The sequence below is a fragment of the Heliomarina sp. genome (assembly GCF_052826185.1).
The window spans coordinates 105,550-126,228 of the sequence record NZ_JBRBUI010000013.1; the positions used below are offsets into that span (position 1 = coordinate 105,550).

General features: G+C 62.0%; 20 protein-coding genes. 7 read left to right on the forward strand and 13 right to left on the reverse strand.

Going from position 1 to position 20,679, the window contains the following annotated elements; translation table 11 throughout:
- Positions 1–189: 189 nt before the first annotated feature.
- From ACU0FH_RS02915 to ACU0FH_RS02945, 7 genes are all read left to right on the forward strand, one after another.
- Positions 190–1,005: a cobalamin B12-binding domain-containing protein gene (locus ACU0FH_RS02915; protein ID WP_446193285.1), complete on the forward strand. Its 816-nt coding sequence runs from the start codon at positions 190–192 to the stop codon at positions 1,003–1,005.
- Positions 1,002–2,423 (forward strand): transcriptional regulator PpsR, encoded by a 1,422-nt coding sequence (ppsR, locus tag ACU0FH_RS02920; protein ID WP_446193286.1) that lies wholly within the window; start codon positions 1,002–1,004, stop codon positions 2,421–2,423. Before ACU0FH_RS02915 ends, ppsR begins: the two co-directional genes overlap by 4 nt.
- Positions 2,424–2,489: 66 nt before the next feature.
- Complete coding sequence (chlG, locus tag ACU0FH_RS02925) at positions 2,490–3,398, forward strand: chlorophyll synthase ChlG (protein ID WP_446193287.1); 909 nt, start codon at positions 2,490–2,492, stop codon at positions 3,396–3,398.
- Positions 3,395–4,678 carry a BCD family MFS transporter gene (locus ACU0FH_RS02930; RefSeq protein ID WP_446193288.1) on the forward strand — a complete coding sequence of 428 codons (1,284 nt, stop codon included), beginning with the start codon at positions 3,395–3,397 and terminating at the stop codon, positions 4,676–4,678. Before chlG ends, ACU0FH_RS02930 begins: the two co-directional genes overlap by 4 nt.
- 2 nt (positions 4,679–4,680) lie before the next feature.
- Positions 4,681–5,859: a geranylgeranyl diphosphate reductase gene (locus ACU0FH_RS02935; protein ID WP_446193289.1), complete on the forward strand. Its 1,179-nt coding sequence runs from the start codon at positions 4,681–4,683 to the stop codon at positions 5,857–5,859.
- 252 nt (positions 5,860–6,111) lie between these two features.
- Positions 6,112–6,609, forward strand: a complete 498-nt coding sequence (locus ACU0FH_RS02940) for an IS110 family transposase (RefSeq protein ID WP_446193290.1) — start codon at positions 6,112–6,114, stop codon at positions 6,607–6,609.
- Between the two features lie 23 nt (positions 6,610–6,632).
- Positions 6,633–7,511, forward strand: a complete 879-nt coding sequence (locus ACU0FH_RS02945) for a transposase (protein ID WP_446193330.1) — start codon at positions 6,633–6,635, stop codon at positions 7,509–7,511.
- 28 nt (positions 7,512–7,539) lie between these two features.
- Here ACU0FH_RS02945 and dxs read toward each other — a convergent pair whose 3' ends face one another.
- From dxs to ACU0FH_RS03010, 13 genes are all read right to left on the reverse strand, one after another.
- A complete protein-coding gene (gene dxs, locus ACU0FH_RS02950; protein ID WP_446193291.1) occupies positions 7,540–9,462 on the reverse strand; it encodes a 1-deoxy-D-xylulose-5-phosphate synthase in 1,923 nt (640 codons plus the stop codon).
- A gap of 193 nt (positions 9,463–9,655) precedes the next feature.
- Positions 9,656–10,768: a photosynthetic reaction center cytochrome PufC gene (gene pufC / locus ACU0FH_RS02955; protein ID WP_446193292.1), complete on the reverse strand. Its 1,113-nt coding sequence runs from the start codon at positions 10,766–10,768 to the stop codon at positions 9,656–9,658.
- A 1-nt stretch (position 10,769) separates the two neighbouring features.
- On the reverse strand, positions 10,770–11,756 hold the full coding sequence (gene pufM / locus ACU0FH_RS02960) for a photosynthetic reaction center subunit M (RefSeq protein ID WP_446193293.1): 987 nt from the start codon (positions 11,754–11,756) through the stop codon (positions 10,770–10,772).
- Positions 11,757–11,758: 2 nt separating this feature from the next.
- Entirely contained in the window at positions 11,759–12,598 is an 840-nt protein-coding gene (gene pufL / locus ACU0FH_RS02965) for a photosynthetic reaction center subunit L (RefSeq protein WP_446193294.1), read from the reverse strand.
- Positions 12,599–12,734: 136 nt separating this feature from the next.
- Positions 12,735–12,893 carry a light-harvesting antenna LH1, alpha subunit gene (gene pufA / locus ACU0FH_RS02970; RefSeq protein WP_446193295.1) on the reverse strand — a complete coding sequence of 53 codons (159 nt, stop codon included), beginning with the start codon at positions 12,891–12,893 and terminating at the stop codon, positions 12,735–12,737.
- A 13-nt stretch (positions 12,894–12,906) separates the two neighbouring features.
- Positions 12,907–13,056, reverse strand: coding sequence for a light-harvesting antenna LH1, beta subunit (gene pufB, locus ACU0FH_RS02975; RefSeq protein WP_088634358.1), 150 nt, complete (start codon positions 13,054–13,056; stop codon positions 12,907–12,909).
- A 120-nt stretch (positions 13,057–13,176) separates the two neighbouring features.
- A complete protein-coding gene (gene pufQ / locus ACU0FH_RS02980) occupies positions 13,177–13,404 on the reverse strand; it encodes a cytochrome PufQ (RefSeq protein ID WP_446193296.1) in 228 nt (75 codons plus the stop codon).
- Positions 13,401–14,888 (reverse strand): chlorophyllide a reductase subunit Z, encoded by a 1,488-nt coding sequence (gene bchZ, locus ACU0FH_RS02985; RefSeq protein ID WP_446193297.1) that lies wholly within the window; start codon positions 14,886–14,888, stop codon positions 13,401–13,403. Before bchZ ends, pufQ begins: the two co-directional genes overlap by 4 nt.
- A gap of 190 nt (positions 14,889–15,078) precedes the next feature.
- Positions 15,079–16,602, reverse strand: coding sequence for a chlorophyllide a reductase subunit Y (gene bchY / locus ACU0FH_RS02990; RefSeq protein ID WP_446193298.1), 1,524 nt, complete (start codon positions 16,600–16,602; stop codon positions 15,079–15,081).
- Positions 16,603–17,607 (reverse strand): chlorophyllide a reductase iron protein subunit X, encoded by a 1,005-nt coding sequence (locus tag ACU0FH_RS02995; protein ID WP_446193299.1) that lies wholly within the window; start codon positions 17,605–17,607, stop codon positions 16,603–16,605. It abuts the gene before it with no gap.
- Positions 17,604–18,545: a chlorophyll synthesis pathway protein BchC gene (bchC, locus tag ACU0FH_RS03000; protein ID WP_446193300.1), complete on the reverse strand. Its 942-nt coding sequence runs from the start codon at positions 18,543–18,545 to the stop codon at positions 17,604–17,606. Before bchC ends, ACU0FH_RS02995 begins: the two co-directional genes overlap by 4 nt.
- Before the next feature lie 123 nt (positions 18,546–18,668).
- Positions 18,669–19,790, reverse strand: coding sequence for a methyltransferase (locus ACU0FH_RS03005; RefSeq protein ID WP_446193301.1), 1,122 nt, complete (start codon positions 19,788–19,790; stop codon positions 18,669–18,671).
- 4 nt (positions 19,791–19,794) lie between these two features.
- The gene (locus tag ACU0FH_RS03010; protein WP_446193302.1) at positions 19,795–20,664 is read right to left on the reverse strand and encodes a polyprenyl synthetase family protein; all 870 of its coding nucleotides are present in this window, start codon (positions 20,662–20,664) and stop codon (positions 19,795–19,797) included.
- Positions 20,665–20,679: the final 15 nt, after the last annotated feature.

Consider the following 20,679-nt stretch of genomic DNA (forward strand, 5'->3'; position numbering starts at 1 on the left):
TGACACTCGACTACTGGTGGGACCGATTCCTTCTGTCAGAGCCAGTGAATAAAGGAGTATAGACCCATAAGTTTATTTTCACCCCTTGAATCTCCTTACAAATTCCCCGGTCTGTCTAATCTCTTTGACATTTTACAGCCTCTGGATGAAACTTGAGGGGCGTTTGGAGGAAATTTTGGCCCTATCGCCGTGCTCGTCGCCGTGTTGGGCTGGGGAGGCGCGTCAATGCCAATACCTAAGAGGGACAATAGGCTGAAAGGGGTCGCAGCCAAAAACGTCGACGCATTAGCGCGCCGCGTCATATCAGAACTCCGCAATAAACCACCGAAAGAATTCCGCGAAAGAGTCACAGATGCGACCGACTGGCTGGTTCGAACCGCCATGTCCAAAGATATCTTCATTCTGGAAGAAGCGCGAAACGCGCTGCTCTCCCGCGATCTCAGCCCGGCAGACATCATCGATTACTGTATTTCCGATGCAGCCCGCGAGATGGGCCGGCAGTGGGAAGAGGACGAGGCCAGCTTTGCGGCGGTCTCGCTGGGATCCGCCCGGTTGCACGGGCTATGCAAGCTCCTCTCGGCGGACTGGCATCACAGCAGCAATCTCACCCCGATGGCATCTGTTTTGATCGCCGTTTGCGACAGGGAAGACCATCTGATTGGTCCCGTCGTGCTCGCCGACAAGATAAGGCGTTCGGGCTATTCGGTTCATCTTATGGCCCCCGCTTTGCCCGAAAAGATCGTCAGCAAGCTGACGTCAGAGCCTTTCGAAACCGTGCTGATATCGTGCAGCGGGTCCGTCGCATTGGACAATGTGGTGAAAACCGTGCAGGTGATGCGTTCCAGGCTTGCAAAAACACCTCGCATTGTCCTTGGTGGTCCGATCATTCAATGCGAAGAAGACCTTATCGAAAAGACCGGCGTTGATCTGGTGACCAGCGACTATAATATCGCTCTGGCGGCAATCGACTGCGACATAAATGAAAGAGTAATGGACCGTAAATGAATTCTGACCAGCGGAACGTGATGGAAGATTTTTCTATTCCCGGTATCGACAGTGAATACCTGCCCACGGTCCTTGCCTCGGCATCCGACATCGCGCTGGTCGTTTCCCATGATGGTGAGGTCATCTCGGTTCTCAGTGAAGAGCAAAGCAGCCGGTACGGAAATCTCGATCACTGGAAGGGAAGACCGCTGAGCGAATTCCTGACGATCGAGAGCCGGCCGAAACTCCAGTCGGTGCTCGACAGGTTTTCCAAGGGTCACGACAAGTCGATCACAGCCGAGCTCAATCACCGCGACAATGCCACCTGGCAGTTCCCGATCCGCTACAACGTCCACAAGGTAAGCCGCGAAGGCACGCTTTTGATGATCGGTCGCGATCTCCAGCAGGTCGCAGAGGCCCAGCAGCAATTGGTTCAGGCCCAGATTTCACTCGAGCGCGGCTACGAGGAACGGCGCGAATTCGATGCCCGCTACCGCATGGTCATGGCCTCCACGCGCGAAGCCTTCGTCTTGGTGAATGTGAACGACGGGCGGGTGCGCGATCTCAACGATGCCGCCGCCAATCTCCTCGGTTCCGGCGTCGAAGAACTGAAAGGGGCGGCTTTCGCACAGGAATTCAAGGATCGCCGCCGAACCGAGTTCACCGAAAGCCTGCTCAGCATCGCGATGTCCGAACAGCCGGCCGATCTGTCGGTCATGACCCGCGCGAGCCGGCGATTCATCTCCATCGTGCCCAACCTGTTCCGCGCCGCGGGCGAGCGTTACCTTCTGTGTAGGCTTGATGCCGAAGATACGGAGCACCTCGTCGATGACCGGCTCAGCCTGAACCTCAACGCCCTGTTCCGTGATGGCAAGGACGCCATCGTCTTCACGGATACCAAGGGCGTGATCGAATCCGCGAACGAAGCCTTTGTTGACATGATCGATTTTGGCAATGCTTCCGACGTCAAGGGCCGCAGCATCGCCGACTACCTGTCGCGCGGACAGATCGACATGACGATCCTGCTCGAGAACGCTGCGCGTTCGGGCCACATGCGCGTCTACTCCACCCGTCTCAAGAACGAACTCGGCGGCTGGACAGCTGTTGAGATCTCGGTCTCCTATCTGAACCTGCGGGCGCGACCCTCGCTGGCTTTCCTCGTGCGCGACGCCAGCCGTGTGGAAGCCATGCGCACCACGCTCAACCCCCAGTCCGAAGAAGCGGTGCATCAGAACGTGGTCGAACTGGTTGGCTCGGCCAAGCTCAAGGACATCGTCGCCGAAACCAATGATGTCGTCGAAAAGCTTTGCATCGAAACCGCCATCGAACTGACCCGGAACAACCGCGCCGCCGCGGCTGAAATGCTCGGCCTTTCGCGCCAGAGCCTTTATGTAAAGCTTCGTAAATACGGGCTGCACGACAGCGAATCCGAAAGCTGACCCCCAGTCGCAGCGCCGGCCATCCTTTTCCTTGCAACGACTCATTATGTAAACCAAGATAGACACATGAGTGTCATCTTGGATTCACATCCTAGGTCTCTTCCCGAGCCCGCCGCGGCGCTACAGCTGATCAAGCCGATCACGTGGTTCCCGCCGATGTGGGCCTATCTGTGCGGAGTCGTGTCCTCCGGAGAAACACCCCAAGGGCGCTGGACGCTGGTAGTGCTCGGCATCGTGCTCGCCGGTCCCGTTGTCTGCGGCATGAGCCAGGCCGCGAATGACTGGTGCGACCGTTTCGTCGATGCGATCAACGAACCCGACCGCCCCATTCCCTCGGGCCGCATACCGGGGCGCTGGGGTCTGTGGATCGCGCTGGCGATGACCGTGCTGTCGCTTCTGCTTGCCATTCCCCTCGGCCCCTGGGGTTTCGCCGCGACCGTCTTGGCCGTTCTGGCGGCCTGGGCCTATTCGGCAGAACCGATCCGGGTCAAACGCTCGGGCCTCTGGGGCCCGGGGCTCGTGGGTCTATGTTACGAAGGCCTGCCGTGGTTTACCGGCGCGGCGATCCTGTCCGCAGGCTTGCCGGAAACGCCGGTGATCCTGATGGCGCTGCTCTTTGCAATAGGCGCGCATGGCATCATGACGCTCAACGATTTCAAGGCGCTTGAGGGCGACAGCCGCATGGGCGTCAACTCGCTTCCGGTCACCATGGGTCCGGAGCGCGCGGCCCGTCTGGCCTGCTGGGTGATGGTGCTGCCGCAGGTTCTGGTCATCGCGCTCTTGTTTACGTGGGACAGGCCGATGCACGCCGCCGCCATTCTCGCTGTGCTGATCGGCCAGCTTGCGGCGATGCGCGTACTTCTGCGCGACCCGCGCGCCAAGGCGCCTTGGTACAATGGGGTCGGCGTGACGCTTTACGTATCGGGCATGCTGGTCACCGCCTTTGCCATCCGAACGCTCGAGGTCTTGCCATGACACTCAGTTGGTTTTCCATCATCCGCCTTGGTCTGGTGCAGATGTGTCTCGGCGCTATCGTCGTGCTGACAACCTCGACGCTGAACCGGCTCATGGTGGTGGAACTTGCCTTGCCCGCCGTACTGCCCGGCCTGCTGGTGGCACTGCATTACGGCATCCAGATCACCCGGCCTCAATGGGGTTATCATTCCGACACCGGTGGTCGTCGTACCGCGTGGATCATTGGCGGCATGGTCGCCTTGGCCCTCGGCGGTTTCGGGGCAGCTCTCGGAGTCGTTCTCTTTGCAAGCAGCTATGTCGCCGGTCTTGCGCTCTCTGTCATCTCCTACGCGCTGATCGGCCTTGGCGTGGGGGCCTCCGGCACCTCGCTTCTGGCGTTGCTCGCGACCGCCACAAAGCCCGAACGCCGCGCCGCTGCCGCCACGATCACATGGCTGATGATGATCGCGGGCATTGCCGTGACGGCGGGCACCGTCGGGGCATTCCTTCATCCCTACAGCACGGGCTTGCTGCTCCGGATCGTGGCCATTGTCACCTTGGGCGCGGTGGCGCTGACCACTGTCGCTGTCTGGCGTGTCGAACACGACCTGATCCGCCAGCCGCAGCCCGAACCGGTGCCTTTCCTCATCGCGCTGCGCGAGATCTGGGCCGAACCCGAGGCCCGCCATTTCACCATCTTCGTTTTCCTCTCGATGGTCGCCTATTTCATGCAGGAACTGATCCTGGAACCCTACGCAGGTCTGGTCTTTGCCTATACGCCCGGCCAGTCGACGCAGCTGTCTGGCGCGCAGAATGGCGGCGTTTTCCTTGGCATGCTGACGGTCGGTATCGCGGTGACCGGGTTGCGGATCGGAACGCTGCGCGGCTGGGTCGTCGCGGGCTGTATCGGCTCTGCCGCCAGCCTCGTTGCGATCACCCTTCTCGGCCAGGTCGGGCAGGGCGCGCCGCTGATGCCCGCCGTCGTCACGCTCGGTTTCTTCAACGGCATGTTCGCGGTCGCCGCCATCGGTGCGATGATGGCTCTGGCGGGGCGCGGGCGCGAAACGCGTGAAGGCACGCGGATGGGGCTCTGGGGCGGAGCGCAGGCCATCGCTGCAGGTTTTGGCGGTCTCGCCGGGGCTGCCGCCGTGGACATCCTGCGCCACACCACCCTTGGCGACGCGGAATCCTTCGGGCTCGTCTTTGTTGGCGAAGCCCTTCTGTTCACGGCCGCCGCGCTTTTGGCGGCGCAGATCATGAAACCTCACCCCGGCGCAGCCGGCCTGATACCGGGAGAATAGCCATGTACGATGTCGTCGTGATCGGCGGGGGGCCAAGCGGTGCCACCGCCGCCGAGGATCTGGCCCGCTCGGGCCACAAGGTCGCGATGATCGACCGCGCCGGGCGCATCAAGCCCTGCGGCGGCGCGATCCCGCCGCGCCTGATCGCCGATTTCGCCATTCCCGAGGATCAGCTCGTGGCGCATATCACCATGGCGCGGATGATCTCGCCCACCCAGCGCAGCGTCGACATGGCCATTGAAAACGGCTTTATCGGCATGGTGGACCGCGAGCATTTCGACGAATTCCTGCGCCACCGCGCGGAAGGGGCCGGGGCGACGCGGCTCACCGGCACCTTCGTCAAAGTCGACCGGGACGGGCCAAACCCAAGCATTGTCTATCGCGAAAAGGCAAGCGGTGAGCTGCGCAGCATTCCCACCCGCCTGATCATCGGCGCGGATGGCGCGCGGTCTGCCGTGGCCCGTGCCGAGGTGCCCGGAGGCAGCACTATCCCCTATGTCATCGCCTATCACGAGATCATCGAGGCACCGCAAACCGGCGCAGGTTACGATCCGGTCCGCTGCGACGTGGTCTACGACGGCGACATCTCGCCCGATTTCTACGGCTGGGTGTTTCCACATGGCAAGCAGGCCAGCGTCGGGATGGGCACGGGTCTCTCGGGCTTCGACCTCAAAGCCGCAACAGCCGCCCTGCGCAAAGCCTCCGGTCTCAGCGAATGCCGCACGATCCGCCGCGAAGGTGCGCCGATTCCGCTCAAGCCGCTCGACCGCTGGGACAACGGCAAGGATACCGTCTTGGCAGGCGACGCGGCGGGCGTTGTCGCCCCCAGCTCCGGCGAAGGGATTTACTATGCGATGTTCGGGGGGCGCGTTGCGGCCAGCGCCGCCGCCGCCTGCCTGACGACCGGGCGGGCCAGCGATCTGAAACTCGCCCGTCGGCTGTTCATGCGCGAACACAAGACGGTGTTCCGCGTACTGGCTTCGATGCAGAATGCCTATTACCGCTCGAACGACCGGCGCGAGCGTTTCGTCTCGCTTTGTCACGACGTGGATGTGCAGCGCCTGACATTCGAGGCCTATATGAACAAGGCCATAGTCCGGTCCCGTCCCATGGCGCATGTTCGGATCGGGCTCAAGAACCTTGCGCATCTGACAGGCATCGTCAGACCCGATTACGTCTGAGCGCCGAATTTCCCGTTTCTAAAAAACCGTTCCGGGCCGCAGCCCGCCTGTGCGCGGTATCAACAGCCTGTGCTATGCTCATGTCGAAGGGCAGTTGCCGATGGCTTATTGGTGGGTTTGACCCCGTTAAAAAACGTGGCACATGGGCTGATGCGCACTTGAGAGTGGTGACGGCGCGATAGCGGCGATCCCGGTTAGAAAGATGACGAACGTGCATGGCCCACGCCCTTCGCCTTGAACGGAGGACATGCCATGACGAAGCCCAGGACCCGGGACCCGTTGCCTGACAGGCGATCCCAAAGGATCGCCGAGAAGGGCCCGGACCTGAAGTTGGTCGACCCCAATGCGGCCGCCATCGACATCGGCTCGACGATGCATACGGCAGCGGTGAATCCGTCCAGCTGTGACATGTCGGTTAGCGCCTTCGGCACCTTTACCCAAGACCTGCACGCCTTGGCGGATTGCTTCCTCGACTGCGGCTTCACCAGCGTGGCGATGGAGTCGACGGGCGTCTACTGGATCCCGGCTTTCGAGATCCTCGAGGCCCGGGGCTTCGAGGTGATTCTGGTGAACGCCCGTTACGCCAAGAACGTGCCCGGCCGCAAAACCGATGTCAGCGATGCGGGGTGGCTGCGGCAGTTGCATTCCTACGGCCTGCTGCGCGGCAGCTTCCGCCCCGACGCGGAGATCGCGACGTTGCGTGTCTACATGCGCCAGCGCGAGCGACTGACCAAGTATGCCGCTGCCTAATCCAGCACATGCAAAAGGCCTTGATGGAGATGAACCTCCAACTCCATCATGTGGTCTCCGACATCACCGGGGCGACCGGCATGAAGATCATCTGCGCTATTGTCGCAGGGGAGCGCGATCCGGACGTGCTGGCCGACTACCGTGATGTGCGGTGCAAATCCTCGCTCGAGAAAATCCGCGCTGCGCTTATCGTCAATGACCGTGCCGAGCACGTCTTCGCTCTGGCCCAGTCAGTCGACCTTTACGACTTCTACAAGGCGAAGATCGCGGACTGCGACCACAGGCTGAAAGAGGCCATCACCACCCTGTCTGTCAATGGCGGGGAAGACCTGCCGCCGCTGCCGAAGGCCCGGATCAAAGGTCGGCAGGTCGATGCACCGGCCTGTGACGTGCGGGCAGCGCTCTACGGGGTGTTGGGAACCGACCTCACCCAGATCCACGGCCTCGGCCCTTCGTTGGCGCTGAAGCTGGTGGCCGAGTGCGGCACTGATCTGCGCGCGTGGAAGACGGCAAAGCACTTCACATCCTGGCTTTGCCTGGCGCCGGGCAACAAGATCTCCGCCGACAAGCTTCTGTCCTCGAAGACGCGGCGCTCCTCGTGCCGGGCGGCGGCCCTGTTGCGTTTGGCTGCTACAACAATCGGACGGAGTGACACCGCCCCGGGTGCCTTCTATCGCCGTCTCTCGGCGCGGATCGGCAAGCAGAAGGCGGTGACGGCGACCGCCCGCAAGACCGCCGTCCTGTTCTACAACGCCATACGCCACGGTATGACCTATCAGGATCAAGGCGCGGCAGCATACGACGAGAGGCACCGCCAGCGCGTTCTCGCCAACCTCCAGAGGCGGGCAAGGACCTTGGGTTACACCTTGGCACCCGTTCCGCCTGAACCGGCTGTTTCTTAGGAAGAACGCGGCGCAGCGCCCGCGTGCCTCAGGACACGGCGTTCAGCACCACCACCTGTCCCGAGGGCCGGAACGCTCCGCGCACCTTCTGCGCAATATCCGCCGCCGTCATACCGGCATCGGCATACATCTCCGCAGGTGAGGCCTGGGCGATGAACCGGTCGGGCAGGGTGATCGTGCGCACGGCGAGGCCCCGATCAAAGACACCCCTTGCGGCAAGCTCATGCAGCACCATCGCACCGAACCCGCCGAGCGCGCCCTGTTCAAGGGTGATCAGCGCCCGGTGAGTCTCTGCCAGTTCAAGCAGCAGTTCGATGTCCAGCGGCTTGGCAAAGCGCGCATCTGCAACGGTCACGCCGATGCCTTCCGCCTCCAGCAAATCCGCCGCGGCAAGCGCTTCGCACAGATGCGCCCCAAGCGACAGGATCGCCACGTCCTCGCCCCGGCGGATCACCCGCCCCTTGCCGATCTCAAGCGGCTGGCCCCGGTCGGGCAGCGTCACACCAACCCCGTTGCCGCGCGGAAAGCGAAAGGCGATGGGTCCGCTGTCAAAGGCGGCGGCGGTTTCCACCATGTTCATCAACTCGGCCTCGTCTGCGGCGGCCATCACCGTGAACCCGGGCAAGTTGCCGAGGTAGGCGAGGTCGAATGCCCCAGCATGGGTCGCCCCGTCCGCGCCGACCAGTCCCGCGCGGTCAATCGCGAACCGCACCGGCAGCCGTTGCAAGGCCACGTCATGGACCACCTGATCATAGCCGCGCTGAAGGAAAGTCGAATAGATCGCACAGAACGGCCGCAGCCCGCTCGCCGCCATCCCGGCGGCAAAGGTCACCCCGTGTTGTTCTGCAATTCCGACGTCGAACACCCGCGCCGGAAACCGTTCGGCCATGATATTGACCCCGGTCCCCGATGGCATCGCGGCGGTCACGGCCACAACGCGCGGATCGCGCGCGGCCAGATCGCACAGGCTCCGGCCAAAGACGCTGGTATAGCTAGGCGCACTCGCCTTCGATTTCTTCTGTGCCCCGGTGCCGATATCGAAAGACGCGACGCCATGAAACTTGTCGGCACTGCTCTCGGCGGGCGCATAGCCCTTGCCCTTGACCGTGCAGCAATGGATCAGCACCGGCCCCGTCGCCCGTGTCCGCGCGGCGCGCAGCACCGGCAAAAGCTGTGCCATGTCATGCCCGTCGATCGGTCCGATATATTCGAACCCAAGCTCTTCGAACAGCGCCCCGGTGCCGGGCATACCGGTGACAAGCTGACGGGCACGCCGCGCCCCGTCACGCAACGGCGCGGGCAGCGCGGCCTCGAAACCTTCGGCCAGCGATTTGATCCGGGCCAGCGGTTCCTGCGCGTAAAGCCCCGAGAGATACTTCGACATGGCCCCGACCGGCGGCGCGATGCTCATCTCATTGTCGTTCAGGATCACGAAGAGCCGACGACCCTCGGCCCCGGCATTGTTCAGCGCCTCATAGGCCATGCCGGCGCTGATCGCCCCGTCGCCAATCACCGCAATCGCATCGCCTGTCGGCTGACCCATGTCGCGGCCCACAGTGAATCCCAGCGCCGCACTGATCGAAGTCGACGAATGCGCCGCGCCAAACGGGTCATAGACGCTCTCGTCGCGCTTGGTGAACCCGCTCAGCCCGTCCTTTTTGCGCAGCGTCCGCATACGGTCGCGCCGCCCCGTCAGCACCTTATGTGGATAGCACTGATGCCCGACATCCCAGATCAGCTTGTCCATCGGCGTGTTGAACACCGCGTGGATCGCGACGGTCAGTTCGACCACCCCAAGCGAGGAACCAAGATGCCCGCCGGTTTCGGATACTGACGCGATGACTTCGGCGCGCAACTCGTCGGCAAGGCGACCAAGTTCCGCATCGCTCAGGCGTTTTAGGTCCGCCGGTCCGGCGATGCCATCAAGAAGAGAAAAATGAGGTCGGGACATGAGTAAATGCCTCCTGTGCGCTTCGTCGGTGATGCATGGGCGCCGTAGCCGAAAGGGAATGATCGGTACGGCGCCCGCCCCTGTCGCCAACAGGGCGTTACGGAAACCGGGGAGGAATCCGCGCCCGGACCCGAGAAGCAATGAGCCCGTGCCTGGCTTGAAGAGGGGCGGCGCGTAACCGTCCGCCGGTCTTCTATTCGTAGACCGGTTCCCCGCTTGTCGCGAGTTCCGGGTAGTTTTCGATTACGTTCAGCCCCTGCATCGGTTGCTGATAGCCCTTGTGGCAGGTGTTGCAGGCCGCCTTGGGCGCGTCGCCATGCAGCGGGCCAAGCCGTTCCGGCGGGTAGACGTCCTGAAGCGGCATGAGATATTCGATGTTCAATTCCTGAACCAACGCGATCCCGAGTGTAGCGGTCGCCCATTGCGGCGTGATCTGCGCCGTGTCGTAGAACGCGCGCGAATTGTGGCAGAAGGTGCAGTTCACACCCAGCGAGTTCGCAAAGTAGTTCATCAGCGAAAACGTCCGCTCTGCATTCTGGATGCCGGGGTAATCGTCCTGGCCCGGAATGCCCGCGACGCGGCTTTCCAGATCGTGCACCTTGATGTTGCCATACTCGGCCAGATAGGTCTCGAGCGCATCCGAGGGCAGCGACGTATACTGGCTGACCGGCGTCACGTAGTTCTGGTTGGCCGACCATCCCGCCATGTTCGTCACGGTCGGTGTCGACTGGAACCAGATACCGCTGGGCACATTCTGCCCCCGGTGGCAGGTGTAACAGGTGACTCCGACAACCTTGTTGGCATTCACATGCCCATCCCAGTTCTCATTGATGTTCTGCGTCATCTGAATCATCCGGCGGGACACGATCTTGGTGTAAAGATTGTCCTCCGCATAGGTCTCAAGGTCGCCATCGCCGTGACAATAGGCGCAACCCTGATCGGGAGAGACCCACATGGTGATCGCCAGCATCAGGCGGTTGAAATTGTCCTCGGTCAGCGCGCCCAGCACCTGGACGTTCTGATAGACATCGCCCGCCAGCGCCTCGCCACCCTCGGGCGGGTAGGGGCTGTCTGAATAATAGTCGTCGATGGTCGGATCGGGCGTGGCCAGATCGGCGACGAACTCCGGCACCGACATGCCGGTGCCGCGCGGACCGGTCTGCAGGCTCTTGGTGGCAAAGGGCTGACCCCAGGCCACCAGCATGGTTGCGACGAAAACGCCGCCGCCGACCGCGCCGACTAGAATGGCCGGCCGGTAGACGTCGACTGGATGGCGCTTGTTCCATTCGGTGAACCAACTGAACATGTCAATTTCCCTCCCCGATAAAGCCCTCGTAGGTGCCATAGGCTTCGTAGCCGTAGGAGCCGTCGTACATCGGTGCGAAATTGTGCTCCTGTGCCCAGATGAACCAGTTGTCGACAACCGTGCCGGTCAGCAGGATGCCGATCCCGCCGGTGATCGGCGTCAGGACGGCGAACCACCACGCCCAGCGGTGAATGCCCTCCATCGTTGCGTTGAAACCCATGGTCCAGCGCCAGAACAGCGCAGCCCGCTCCGATGCCGTGCCCCGGTCGAATATCTGTTCCAGCTCGCGGTCGCCGCCAAAACGCGTCACCGCAAGGATCGTCGCGCCGTGCATCGCGAAAAGCAGCACCGAACCGTAAAGGAAGACGATGGAAAGACAGTGGAACGGGTTGTAGTAAAGGTTGCCGTAGCGGATCGAGAATGCTGCCGTCCAGTCGAGATGCGGGAAGATCCCGTAGGGCACCGCTTCGGACCACGACCCCATCAGGATCGGCCGGAACAGCCCCAGCACAAGGAACAGCCAGATCGCGCTGGCAAAGGCCCATGCAACGTGTTTGCCCATCTTATGCTCCTGCGCCAGCAGGTAGGAACGCAGCCACCATGTGCAGACCGCGACCAGGAGGAAGAAGCTTGAAATGATGTACCAGCCCCCGTCGTTCAGCGGTGGAATCTTCAACCCGTATTCCGGGCTTGGCGGTTCAAGCGCCAGCCAGAACAGCTGACGCAGCATTTCCGAGATCGACCAGTCCACCTGGCTCAGCATGTTGAGACCGACGATAAAGAACCACAGCCCACCGGCCCCCAGTGAAATCATCCCGGTCCAGCCAAGGTAGATCGGCCCCAGCTGCGCATTCCCGAACCAGCCGAACAGCTTCGAAAAGCCGGGCCTGCCGATGCGTTCTTCCATCATGCGGCCGTTGTCGTTCATGCCCCATTCCGGTTGGCCCTGAACCTGTACCTGTGTGAATATGTTCTGATAGTCAGCCATGATTACATCCCCACCTGAGACGGCCAGATCGGCAGTTCGAGCCACCAGTTCCACCACTCGGGCCAGCCCTTGGTCCAGACCGGGCCGCTGATGATGATACAGACGGCCGAGAAGAAGGACGCGTTGATCGCTAGCAGGAAGCCAAGCCGGTGGATGCCCAGCGTGCCGATCGAATAGCCGATGAAATCGCGAAAAAAGGTATCTTCATGATCCGGCGTCTTCGCGGTCTCACCCTTTTCCGGGTTCGCCGCCGACAGGATCAGCCCGCCATGCAGCGACAGCGCAAGGCAGGTGGTAAAGAACAGGGTCACCGCCAGCATGTGGGCGGGATTGTAATGGAAATGCAGATAGGCGTAGCCGGTGTTCGACACCCAGTCGAGATGCGCGAAAATCCCGTAGGGAAATCCATGTCCCCAGGCGCCCATCAGCAGCGGGCGGAAAATCACCAGCGTCACATAGGCGAGGATCGCGAAAGCGAAGGCAAAGGGCACGTGATACCCGATGCCAAGCTTGCGGCAGATTTCGACCTCGCGCAGGGCCCAGCTGATAAAAGCGCCGGTCGCGCAGAAGGTGATGATCTGCCAGAGCCCTCCCTCCATCAGCGGCGCCATGCCAAGCCCGTAGGACAGGTCAGGCGGCGCGATGTTGATCAGCCATGGATTGAAAGTGCCCTGATGCGCGGCCCCCCAGAATATCAGGATCGTGCCGAGCAGGGCGAAGAACGCCGTGGTGACACCGAAAAAGCCCACGAAAAACGGACCCACCCAGAAATCGAACAGATCTCCGCCGATCAGTGTGCCGCCGCGGACGCGGTATTTTCTCTCGAAACTCAGCAGTGCCATTTTGATCGCCTCCGCACTGGGCGGCCGGTCCGGTCAGACGCCAGCCGTCATGGGTGTTCCTATGCGGCTGCGGCCGGGCGCACCGCCCGCAGCCTTGTTGTTTCTCCGCACGAACGAGAAGTCGTGCGGCGCGCGATCACATGCCTTGTACTGCTGCGGCTTTCTCAAACCAGTTGAGACCGTTGCTCAGCACCACAAGGTGGATCATAACTGCGAGCAGAAAGAGGAAGACGCCCTGTGCAACAAACACGCGGCGCGGATCGAAAATCAGCCAAATCTTGTAGAATTTTGCCATGTGTCAATCCTCCTCAGAACCATGGGGCCCAGATGTAGGTCGCGATATGTGCGACCACTGCGATCGCCACGAACAGCCAGAGGCCGCTCATGTAGACCGAATGCAGTTCCTGGGCCTGCTCGTCGGTAAGACCTGTAAAGGACAGGTCGGTTCTATCAGCCATGAACGATCCTCCGGAAAGTTACGCTGACACCGCAAACCCTGCGGCGGGGTCCCTTTGGGGCAGAGATCTGCCCCGCCGGATCTGGCCGCCCTTCCGGGCGTACAGCTCGTGGCCCGGCCGTCAGGCCGAGAAAATGACTGGCGTGATGCGGTCCGCTTCAAGCCAGGCGCGCGCCAGGGGGCCGCGCAGATTCAGGGTGCGCTGTCGCTTGATGCAAAGCATCCATTCGACGGTCGAAAAGGGCAGCGCGAGCAGAAAGATAAGGGTGAAATACAACCTGTATTCAAAGCGCTCCGCCCGCTGCGCCCGGAAATGCGGGTCGCGGGAAACATTGCTGTTCATCGTCATCCGAGGTCTCCTCCTCTTCTCGGTCGTCCGGGTCCGGCGCCCTCCGGCGCCAGCGCCCTGATCGTTTCGATCACGACACGTTCATCGCCCCGGTTCAACGCGGCGGTTTCCGCGGCGTCGCGCAGGGATTTCGCAGCTGAAATACGGGTCAGCACCGGGTGGCTGGCCACGATCCGGTCCAGCTCGGCCTGCGCATCCGCATCCCAAGGGAAATCGCGGCGCAGCGGAGTCGGCGTGGCTTTGGTCGCATCCATCGCACTCGCCAGCGGCAGGATATGGAACAGCGCATCGAACAGCCCGTTGCACAGTTCCTGCACCAGATAGGTGGCCCCGGCATATCCCATGAAAGGTGTCCCCGTCGCCCGGCGGATCACCGCGCCGGGAAAGCTGGCGGGGATAAAGGCCGGGCTCGGCCCGTGCCCGCTTTTCAACTCGGAAAGGTACATCTTCTCGTTGACGCTCCCGAACAGGACCAGCGGCCGTTTCGCGGCGATCATCGCCCTTATCCGCTCATTGTCGGTCTTGCGTCCGGCCATTCGCGCCTCGGCAAAGGCACAGGGCAATCCCAGGTCGTCCTCGAGAAAGAGCCGGATGCCCCGCGTATAGGTCTCGTTGGCCACGATCCCGAAGGAGGCGGTGGCAAAGAAATCCTGCGTGACCGAACGCCAGAGATCCCAGACCGGCTTGATGGTCGAATGTTTCTCGCGGGTGATGAAGGGCTCCGGGTCCAGCCCCAGCAATGCGCCAAGGCGGCGTAGAAAACGCGTGGTCGACTCGACCCCGATGGGCGCCTGCAGATAGGGCTTGCCCAGCACTTCGGCGAGTCCGCGCCCGAATTCGCGATAGAGGCAGATGTTCACCTCGGCGTTCACAAGGTTGCGCATCTCGGCCAGATGAGCGCCAAGCGGCATCACCATGTTGACCTCGGCCCCTATCCCTTCCACCAGCCGCCGGATCTCGTGCAGATCCGAGGGCATATTGAACGTGCCGTACATCGGCCCGAGTATGTTCACACGTGGAGGCGCATCCTCGGCCCGCTTCTTCTCCGGCGGCATCCGCCCCTTGGTCATGCCGAACTCGGTAAATATCCAGGTCATCGCCCGGTCCGCCGCCTGCCACTGGTCCTCGTCGATGGTGCGCGGCAGAAAACGCTGGATATTCGTGCCCTGCGGTGTCACCCCGCCGCCGATCATCTCGGCAATCGAACCCGTCACCACCACCGCCGGAAGCGCCGGATCCAGCGTCTCCCAGGCCCGCTTCATGGACTCCTCGGTCCCCGATCCCATCTCGCCTTCCCCAAGACCGGTCACCACGATGGGCAATTCATGGGGCGGCAAGGCATCCGTGTAATGCAGCACGCTCGTCACCGGCAGGTTCTCGCAACCCACCGGCCCGTCAATCACGACCTGCAATCCTTTCACCGCGCAAAATGCATAGATTGCGCCCCAATAGCCGCCGGCCCGGTCATGGTCCTGGATCAGCATGGGACTGCCTCCCCTGTCTTCTTTGGGTCAAAAATATCCCGGGGGAGTCCGCAGGACGGGGGCAACGCCCCCTGGCACCTCTGTCCATCAAATGCTGCGCTGCGGCGGTGTACAGGTGGTGTACGGGTTGTGCACGGATAGCACCCACAAATTTCCGGCCTTCCCGATCCCTGCCGCCTCCCCAACCGCATCAGATCATCTCCTGTGCCTTGGTGGCGCGCGCCAGCTTGTCGAGCTTCTTCTGATGCTGCGCCCGGAAATCGGGGCGCAGGTTCGGCGCACCTTCCCAGATTCCGGCGGTATCCTCTTCGCCGACCCCTTCGAAAAACGTGCGCATCCGGTCCATCCGGCCCTTGTTGGCAATCGCCGCGTTGATGACTTCGGCCAGCGAGCCCGCTCCGGCGGGTCCCATAAGCGGCCGCGAGGAAATCAGGTTGGTGAAGTAAAGCGCTGGAATCCCCAGCTGTTTCGCTTTCTGCACGACCGGCGTCGTACCTACCGCTAGATCCGGCTTGATCGCTTCCATCGCGGCGCAATCCTGCTCCAGCGAGGCTCGGAACGTCACCTTGACACCCCTTTCGGCCAGCCATGCCGCATCGGCCGCGTGCCACGGTGTCTTGGGGCAGGCGGTCCCGACATAGGGAACATCCGCACCGCTTTCGATCAGCAGGCGCGCGACCAGCAATTCACTGCCTTCGTACCCCGAGAGCGTGATGACTCCGTCGACCCTCGCCTGCGCGAGCGTCGCCTTGATCGCGGGGAGAAAGGCGTTCTGGGCAGCGGCGACCTTATCCGCAGCGATAGCAAAAGTTTCCCCGAGGTTCGCCAGCCAGTCTGCGGTGCCGTCCAGACCCACCGGCGCACTGCCAACGACAGGCCGACCAGCCTGCTCAAACACCCGGACCGCCGATGTATAAAACGGATGCACCGCCGCCACCGCGCCGCAATCCAGCGCGGCATAAAGCTCGCGCCACTCGCGACAGGGCACCACCGGTCCGACGGCCAATCCCATTGGGGCCAACATCGCACCGATCATGATAGGATCGGCCGGAAACATCTCGCCCAAAAGGGCAACACTCGGGCGATCATCTCGCCCGGTTAACGGCGCGGCGACCGGGCCGGCAGCGATTTCGCGGGCCGCATAATCCAGCATGGCACCGGCCAGCACGTCCTTGGCCTCGGCATGGGTCGGAATGCCAAATCCCGGCACGTCGATGCCGACGATACGCACCCCGTTGATTTCCTTCGGCAAAAGCCGAAGCGGCACGCCGCTTGCGGTCGGCACGCAAAGGTTCGTCACGACGATGGCGTCATAGCGGTCCGGATCGGCCAGCTCATGCACGCTTTCGCGGATATCTTCGAACAACTTGCCGGTGACCAGCGTTTCCGAATTGAACGGTACATAGCCAACCGAGCGCCGCGCGCCGTAGAAATGCGAAACAAAAGTCAGCCCGTAAACGCAGCAGGCCGATCCGCTCAGAACCGTCGCCACGCGCTTCATGCGCAGCCCGACACGCAGGCTGCCGAATGCCGGGCACATGGATTGCGGTTTGTCATGCGGGCCCTTGGGATAATCCGCTGCGTATTGATCCAGCAACGCGGAGTGCCCGGCCTGACGCGCGGCATCCTCAAGCGCGCCACCTCCGTGACAGCCGCCGGTCTCACTCAGGGCTTCGGGCTGGCTTTCGCCGTCATATGTCCGGTCATTGCTCATTCAGGCCTCGTCATAAATCACTTCGAGGGACGGCTTTGCAGCCGCATATTTGCCGCGCATGTCGGTGTCCGTTGCCGGTTCCAGCACGATGTCGCCGCCTGTGTCCTTGCTGTCGAACAGCGCCAGCAGCCCGTCCTGATCGAGCGGTGCAGGGCGGATCGGTGGCGCCTCGGAGACATTCATACCCAGTTCGGCGAACAGCGCGCCCCACGGGCTATGCCCCGTGCCGACGATCTGGTAATTCGCTGATTTCTTGCGCAAATCGTCATCCTGCGGGATCGAGGCGAGCACCGGGATATTGACCGCCGTCGCGAAAGCCTCTGCTTCTCCCGATCCGTCATCCTTGTTGATGACCAGCCCGGCAACGCCGACATTGCCGCCCAGCTTGCGGAAATATTCAACCGCCGAGCAGACGTTGTTCGCCACGTAGAGGCTTTGTAAATCGTTCGATCCTACAAGGATCACCTTCTGCGCCATGTCCCGTGCAATGGGCAGGCCGAATCCGCCGCAGACGACATCACCCAGAAAGTCGAGGAGGACAAAGTCGAAATCCCAGTCGTGAAAGCCGAGCTTTTCAAGCAGCTCAAACCCGTGGATGATCCCACGCCCACCGCAGCCTCGGCCGACTTCCGGACCGCCAAGCTCCATGGCAAAAACGCCGCCGCGTTTGAAACAGACATCGCCGATCTTCACCTCTTCGCCTGCCAGCTTCTTGCGGGTCGAGGTTTCGATGATCGTCGGGCATGCTTTTCCCCCGAAGAGGAGCGAGGTGGTATCCGATTTCGGATCGCAACCGATCAGCAGGACCCGTTTGCCCTGCTCGGCCATCATGTGGCTGAGGTTCGCTAGTGTGAATGACTTGCCGATGCCGCCCTTGCCATAAATCGCGATGATCTGCGTTTTGCTTTTCGGCGCTTCCGAGGCAATGACATCGGCCAGATCCTCATGCGCTTCGTCACGCAGACGCTTGTCGAAATCCTTGAGGTTCGGCACGTCGTCTTTCATGATACGTCCTTCCAGTTGAGGATCATTTTCAGGCAGGATGGGTCTTCGAAGGCTTGTCGGTAGGCCGCCCCCGCATCTGTCGCCGGGCTTTCATGAGTAATCAGACCAGACATCGACAGCGCCCCGGATTCGATCAGCGCGCGTGTTGCGGTCATGTCGTCGCGGGTCCATTCCGCTGCGATGCGGAACCGGGCCTCCTTCATGAAGGCGGGCGGAAAGGCAAAGCTGAGGGGCGCGGCGTAGAACCCCGCGAGAACGATTTCGCCGCCTCGCTGTATGCGCCCCACGAGGTCGTTCAAAATCGCCCCGTTGCCGGAGGCGTCATAAACGGCATGGTAATCGCGCCGGGCGTCCGCCTCGGGCGCAATGATTTGATAGCCTTCGGCACCTGATCGACGGATCGGGTCGATTTCCCAGACAGTGGGGGCGGGTGCACCGGCGGCAATAGTCAGCCGTGCCAGCAGGCGTCCCAGAACCCCGTGGCCGACGATTAGATCTGGCACTGAATTTTTTAACGCGGCTATCGCATGACGCGCGGTCGCAGCCAGCGCAAGAAGCGCGCTTTGGGGCCCAAGTGCTGCGTCGACGCGCGTGATCCGTTCGGCAGGGGTAACAATGCGCCGGGCCGATCCGCCGAACAGGCCAAAGGCGCCTTCGTAGCAATTGGCACCAGGAACGAACACGTGATCGCCAGGCCGGAAACCGGTTTCGGGCCGTGCCTCGACCACCTCGCCTGCGGCCTCGTACCCTGGCACAAGCGGAAATCCCATGCCGGGAAAGGGAGGCATGTCACCGGTCCAGAAGAGTTTCTCGGTCCCCGTCGAAATGCCGCTGTGAGCGATTTCAACGACCACGTCGCCGTCGCCCGGCTCACGCAGGCTAATCGTTTCTAGACCGAGATGTCGCGGGCTTTGAAGGACGATGGCGGCGGTCTGCAACGGATGGTCCCCTTCCGATGGGCGGTCCCGTCAAAAGGGACTCGGTATAGTGTTTATGTCAGCCTATCATTACATATAAAACTGTCAACTAAAACTGACATAATGGTGTAATAGCGGCTGAACCTATTTGAACCCGGTCACGACCGAAGTGACGTAGCTTCGGTGCGTCGCCGGATTGCGCAGGCCGCGGAAACCGACTGCCCGGCAAAGCGTTATGATCTCATCGGCCGACCGGGTCCGTCCGGTGCCCATTGCTTTGGTATAGAACGCAAAATAGACGTCTGTCGCCGGGTCCGGTCGGGGACCGCCAGACATCGGTTCGGTGATGATGAGACGCCCGTTTGGGGGCAAAGCCTCGTGTACCTTTCGCAACAGCGCGCGGACCGTATCGTCTTGATGATCGAACAGAACCCGGATCAGGGAAATGGCGTCCGCTCCGGTCGGGAGCGGATCATTGCGGAAATCCCCTGAGTGAAATTGCACCCTGCCCGGATGGGCATCAAGACGAGTCCGGGCAGTATCAATGACGAGGGGCAAATCGAATAGATCGGTGATCAGGCCCGGATACTGGCGCAGGGCGAGGGATAGAAACACACCGCTGCCGCCGGCCACATCCAGCAAGCGCTTGATGCCCTTGAGGGAGATTGTTGACAGGATCTCCTGTGCTACTAGGGCTTGGCTGTCGGCCATGAGACGCGAAAATTCTTGCGATGCCTTCGGGTTGATCGCGGCACCCTCGCCAAAGACATAGGGCCAGAAAGCGGCAACCTCCGGTGTGGTCTCCCCGCGCAGAAAGGCAACCGGGTCCTCCAGATCGCGGTAGAGCAGGCGGTTATGCCGGATCATCTCTTCAAGCCCCGGGACACCCAGCAGGGCGGCCCCCTTTCGAGCAAGGGCGTAGTGACCGTCTTTTTGACGTTTCACCAGCCTTAGCGCCGCGGCGGCCTGTAAAAGAACAACCATCGAGGGTTCTTTCAGATCGCACAATCTGGCGAGGTCGGACGGTGTGGCGGGTGCGTCGTACAGGCGATGAAGGAGGCGCAGCTCGACCAGTGCCAGCAGCGTCTGAGTGTGGGTAAAGCCTTGTACCAGATTGAAAAGATCAGCACCTTCGCGACGCGAAATCGACCGGGTGAAGGGGTTTTGCGCGGCCCATGCCTGAAATGCGGGTTTCGCGATCAGCCTGTGGAGCCAGTTCGTGCCTCTGCGTGGTTTTGAGCGGCCAGACCTGTCGGGCACGTCCATCGCATCAGGCTCGGTGGCGCGCCGGCATCGCGGGTGTCACCTTTTCCGAATAGGCGCGCACCATATGCGCGAGCATGGCTTCGCCCGGGCAGGACGGGATAGACGCGATTGCCCCGGCAAGGATATCCCGGAGCCGGTCATACGCGCCCTGCACCCCGAGTGTGGCCACGGCATTCGGCCGTCCATGCAAGTCGTCCTGACCCTGCGGCTTGCCCAGCGTTGTTTCATCGCAAAGCGCGTCGCGCAGGTCGTCGGCAACCTGAAATGCCTCTCCGATCCGGTCGCCCAGCTCGTACCAGGGTTCGGCTTCCTGCCCGGCGGCGATGGCGCCCATCTGGGTTGCGGCGATGAACAGGGCGCCAGTTTTGGACCGGTGGTAGGCGGCGAGATCGATGACCTCTTCGCTTTCCCAGCCCTGTCCTGCGCAGATACCGTGGGGCATACCGCTGCACCGGGTCAGCGTCAGCAAAAGCTCGGCACCGCGACTTGGGTGATCAACCGTGGCCCGGGCAAGAACCTGAAAGGCGAGGATAATGAGACTGTCACCGGTCAGAACCGCAAGAGGTTCGGAAAAGGCGCAGTGAACCGATGGCTTGCCGCGCCGGAAAGCGGCATCGTCGAAACAAGGAAGGTCGTCATGTACGAGACTTGCACAATGGATCAGCTCAAGTGCTGCGGCAGCATGATCCGTAAGCTCGGGTTGATCATCGCCGCAGGCCTTCGCGACCGAGACCAGAATGGTCGGGCGTATCCGTGCCCCGCCCGGATGGGTGGCATAGTGAAGGCACGTTGAAAGTTTTCCGGGTGCTGCGGGGCCTCTGCTCAGGCTGATGGCCCGGGACACGGCGGCGTTGATGCGGTCATCCAAGGGCATGTAGCCTCGCTTTCG

What these genes read in the sequence shown, in the direction of transcription:
- ACU0FH_RS02940 (WP_446193290.1), top strand. Translation starts at nt 6,112, where the DNA reads ATGACGAAGCCCAGGACCCGGGACCCGTTGCCTGACAGGCGATCCCAA.
- ACU0FH_RS03010 (WP_446193302.1), bottom strand. Translation starts at nt 20,664, where the DNA reads ATGCCCTTGGATGACCGCATCAACGCCGCCGTGTCCCGGGCCATCAGC.
- ACU0FH_RS02945 (WP_446193330.1), top strand. Translation starts at nt 6,633, where the DNA reads ATGGAGATGAACCTCCAACTCCATCATGTGGTCTCCGACATCACCGGG.
- pufQ (WP_446193296.1), bottom strand. Translation starts at nt 13,404, where the DNA reads ATGACGATGAACAGCAATGTTTCCCGCGACCCGCATTTCCGGGCGCAG.
- ppsR (WP_446193286.1), top strand. Translation starts at nt 1,002, where the DNA reads ATGAATTCTGACCAGCGGAACGTGATGGAAGATTTTTCTATTCCCGGT.
- ACU0FH_RS02995 (WP_446193299.1), bottom strand. Translation starts at nt 17,607, where the DNA reads ATGAAAGACGACGTGCCGAACCTCAAGGATTTCGACAAGCGTCTGCGT.
- pufL (WP_446193294.1), bottom strand. Translation starts at nt 12,598, where the DNA reads ATGGCACTGCTGAGTTTCGAGAGAAAATACCGCGTCCGCGGCGGCACA.
- ACU0FH_RS02935 (WP_446193289.1), top strand. Translation starts at nt 4,681, where the DNA reads ATGTACGATGTCGTCGTGATCGGCGGGGGGCCAAGCGGTGCCACCGCC.
- pufM (WP_446193293.1), bottom strand. Translation starts at nt 11,756, where the DNA reads ATGGCTGACTATCAGAACATATTCACACAGGTACAGGTTCAGGGCCAA.
- ACU0FH_RS03005 (WP_446193301.1), bottom strand. Translation starts at nt 19,790, where the DNA reads ATGGACGTGCCCGACAGGTCTGGCCGCTCAAAACCACGCAGAGGCACG.
- chlG (WP_446193287.1), top strand. Translation starts at nt 2,490, where the DNA reads ATGAGTGTCATCTTGGATTCACATCCTAGGTCTCTTCCCGAGCCCGCC.
- pufB (WP_088634358.1), bottom strand. Translation starts at nt 13,056, where the DNA reads ATGGCTGATAGAACCGACCTGTCCTTTACAGGTCTTACCGACGAGCAG.
- ACU0FH_RS02930 (WP_446193288.1), top strand. Translation starts at nt 3,395, where the DNA reads ATGACACTCAGTTGGTTTTCCATCATCCGCCTTGGTCTGGTGCAGATG.
- dxs (WP_446193291.1), bottom strand. Translation starts at nt 9,462, where the DNA reads ATGTCCCGACCTCATTTTTCTCTTCTTGATGGCATCGCCGGACCGGCG.
- pufA (WP_446193295.1), bottom strand. Translation starts at nt 12,893, where the DNA reads ATGGCAAAATTCTACAAGATTTGGCTGATTTTCGATCCGCGCCGCGTG.
- bchY (WP_446193298.1), bottom strand. Translation starts at nt 16,602, where the DNA reads ATGAGCAATGACCGGACATATGACGGCGAAAGCCAGCCCGAAGCCCTG.
- pufC (WP_446193292.1), bottom strand. Translation starts at nt 10,768, where the DNA reads ATGTTCAGTTGGTTCACCGAATGGAACAAGCGCCATCCAGTCGACGTC.
- bchZ (WP_446193297.1), bottom strand. Translation starts at nt 14,888, where the DNA reads ATGCTGATCCAGGACCATGACCGGGCCGGCGGCTATTGGGGCGCAATC.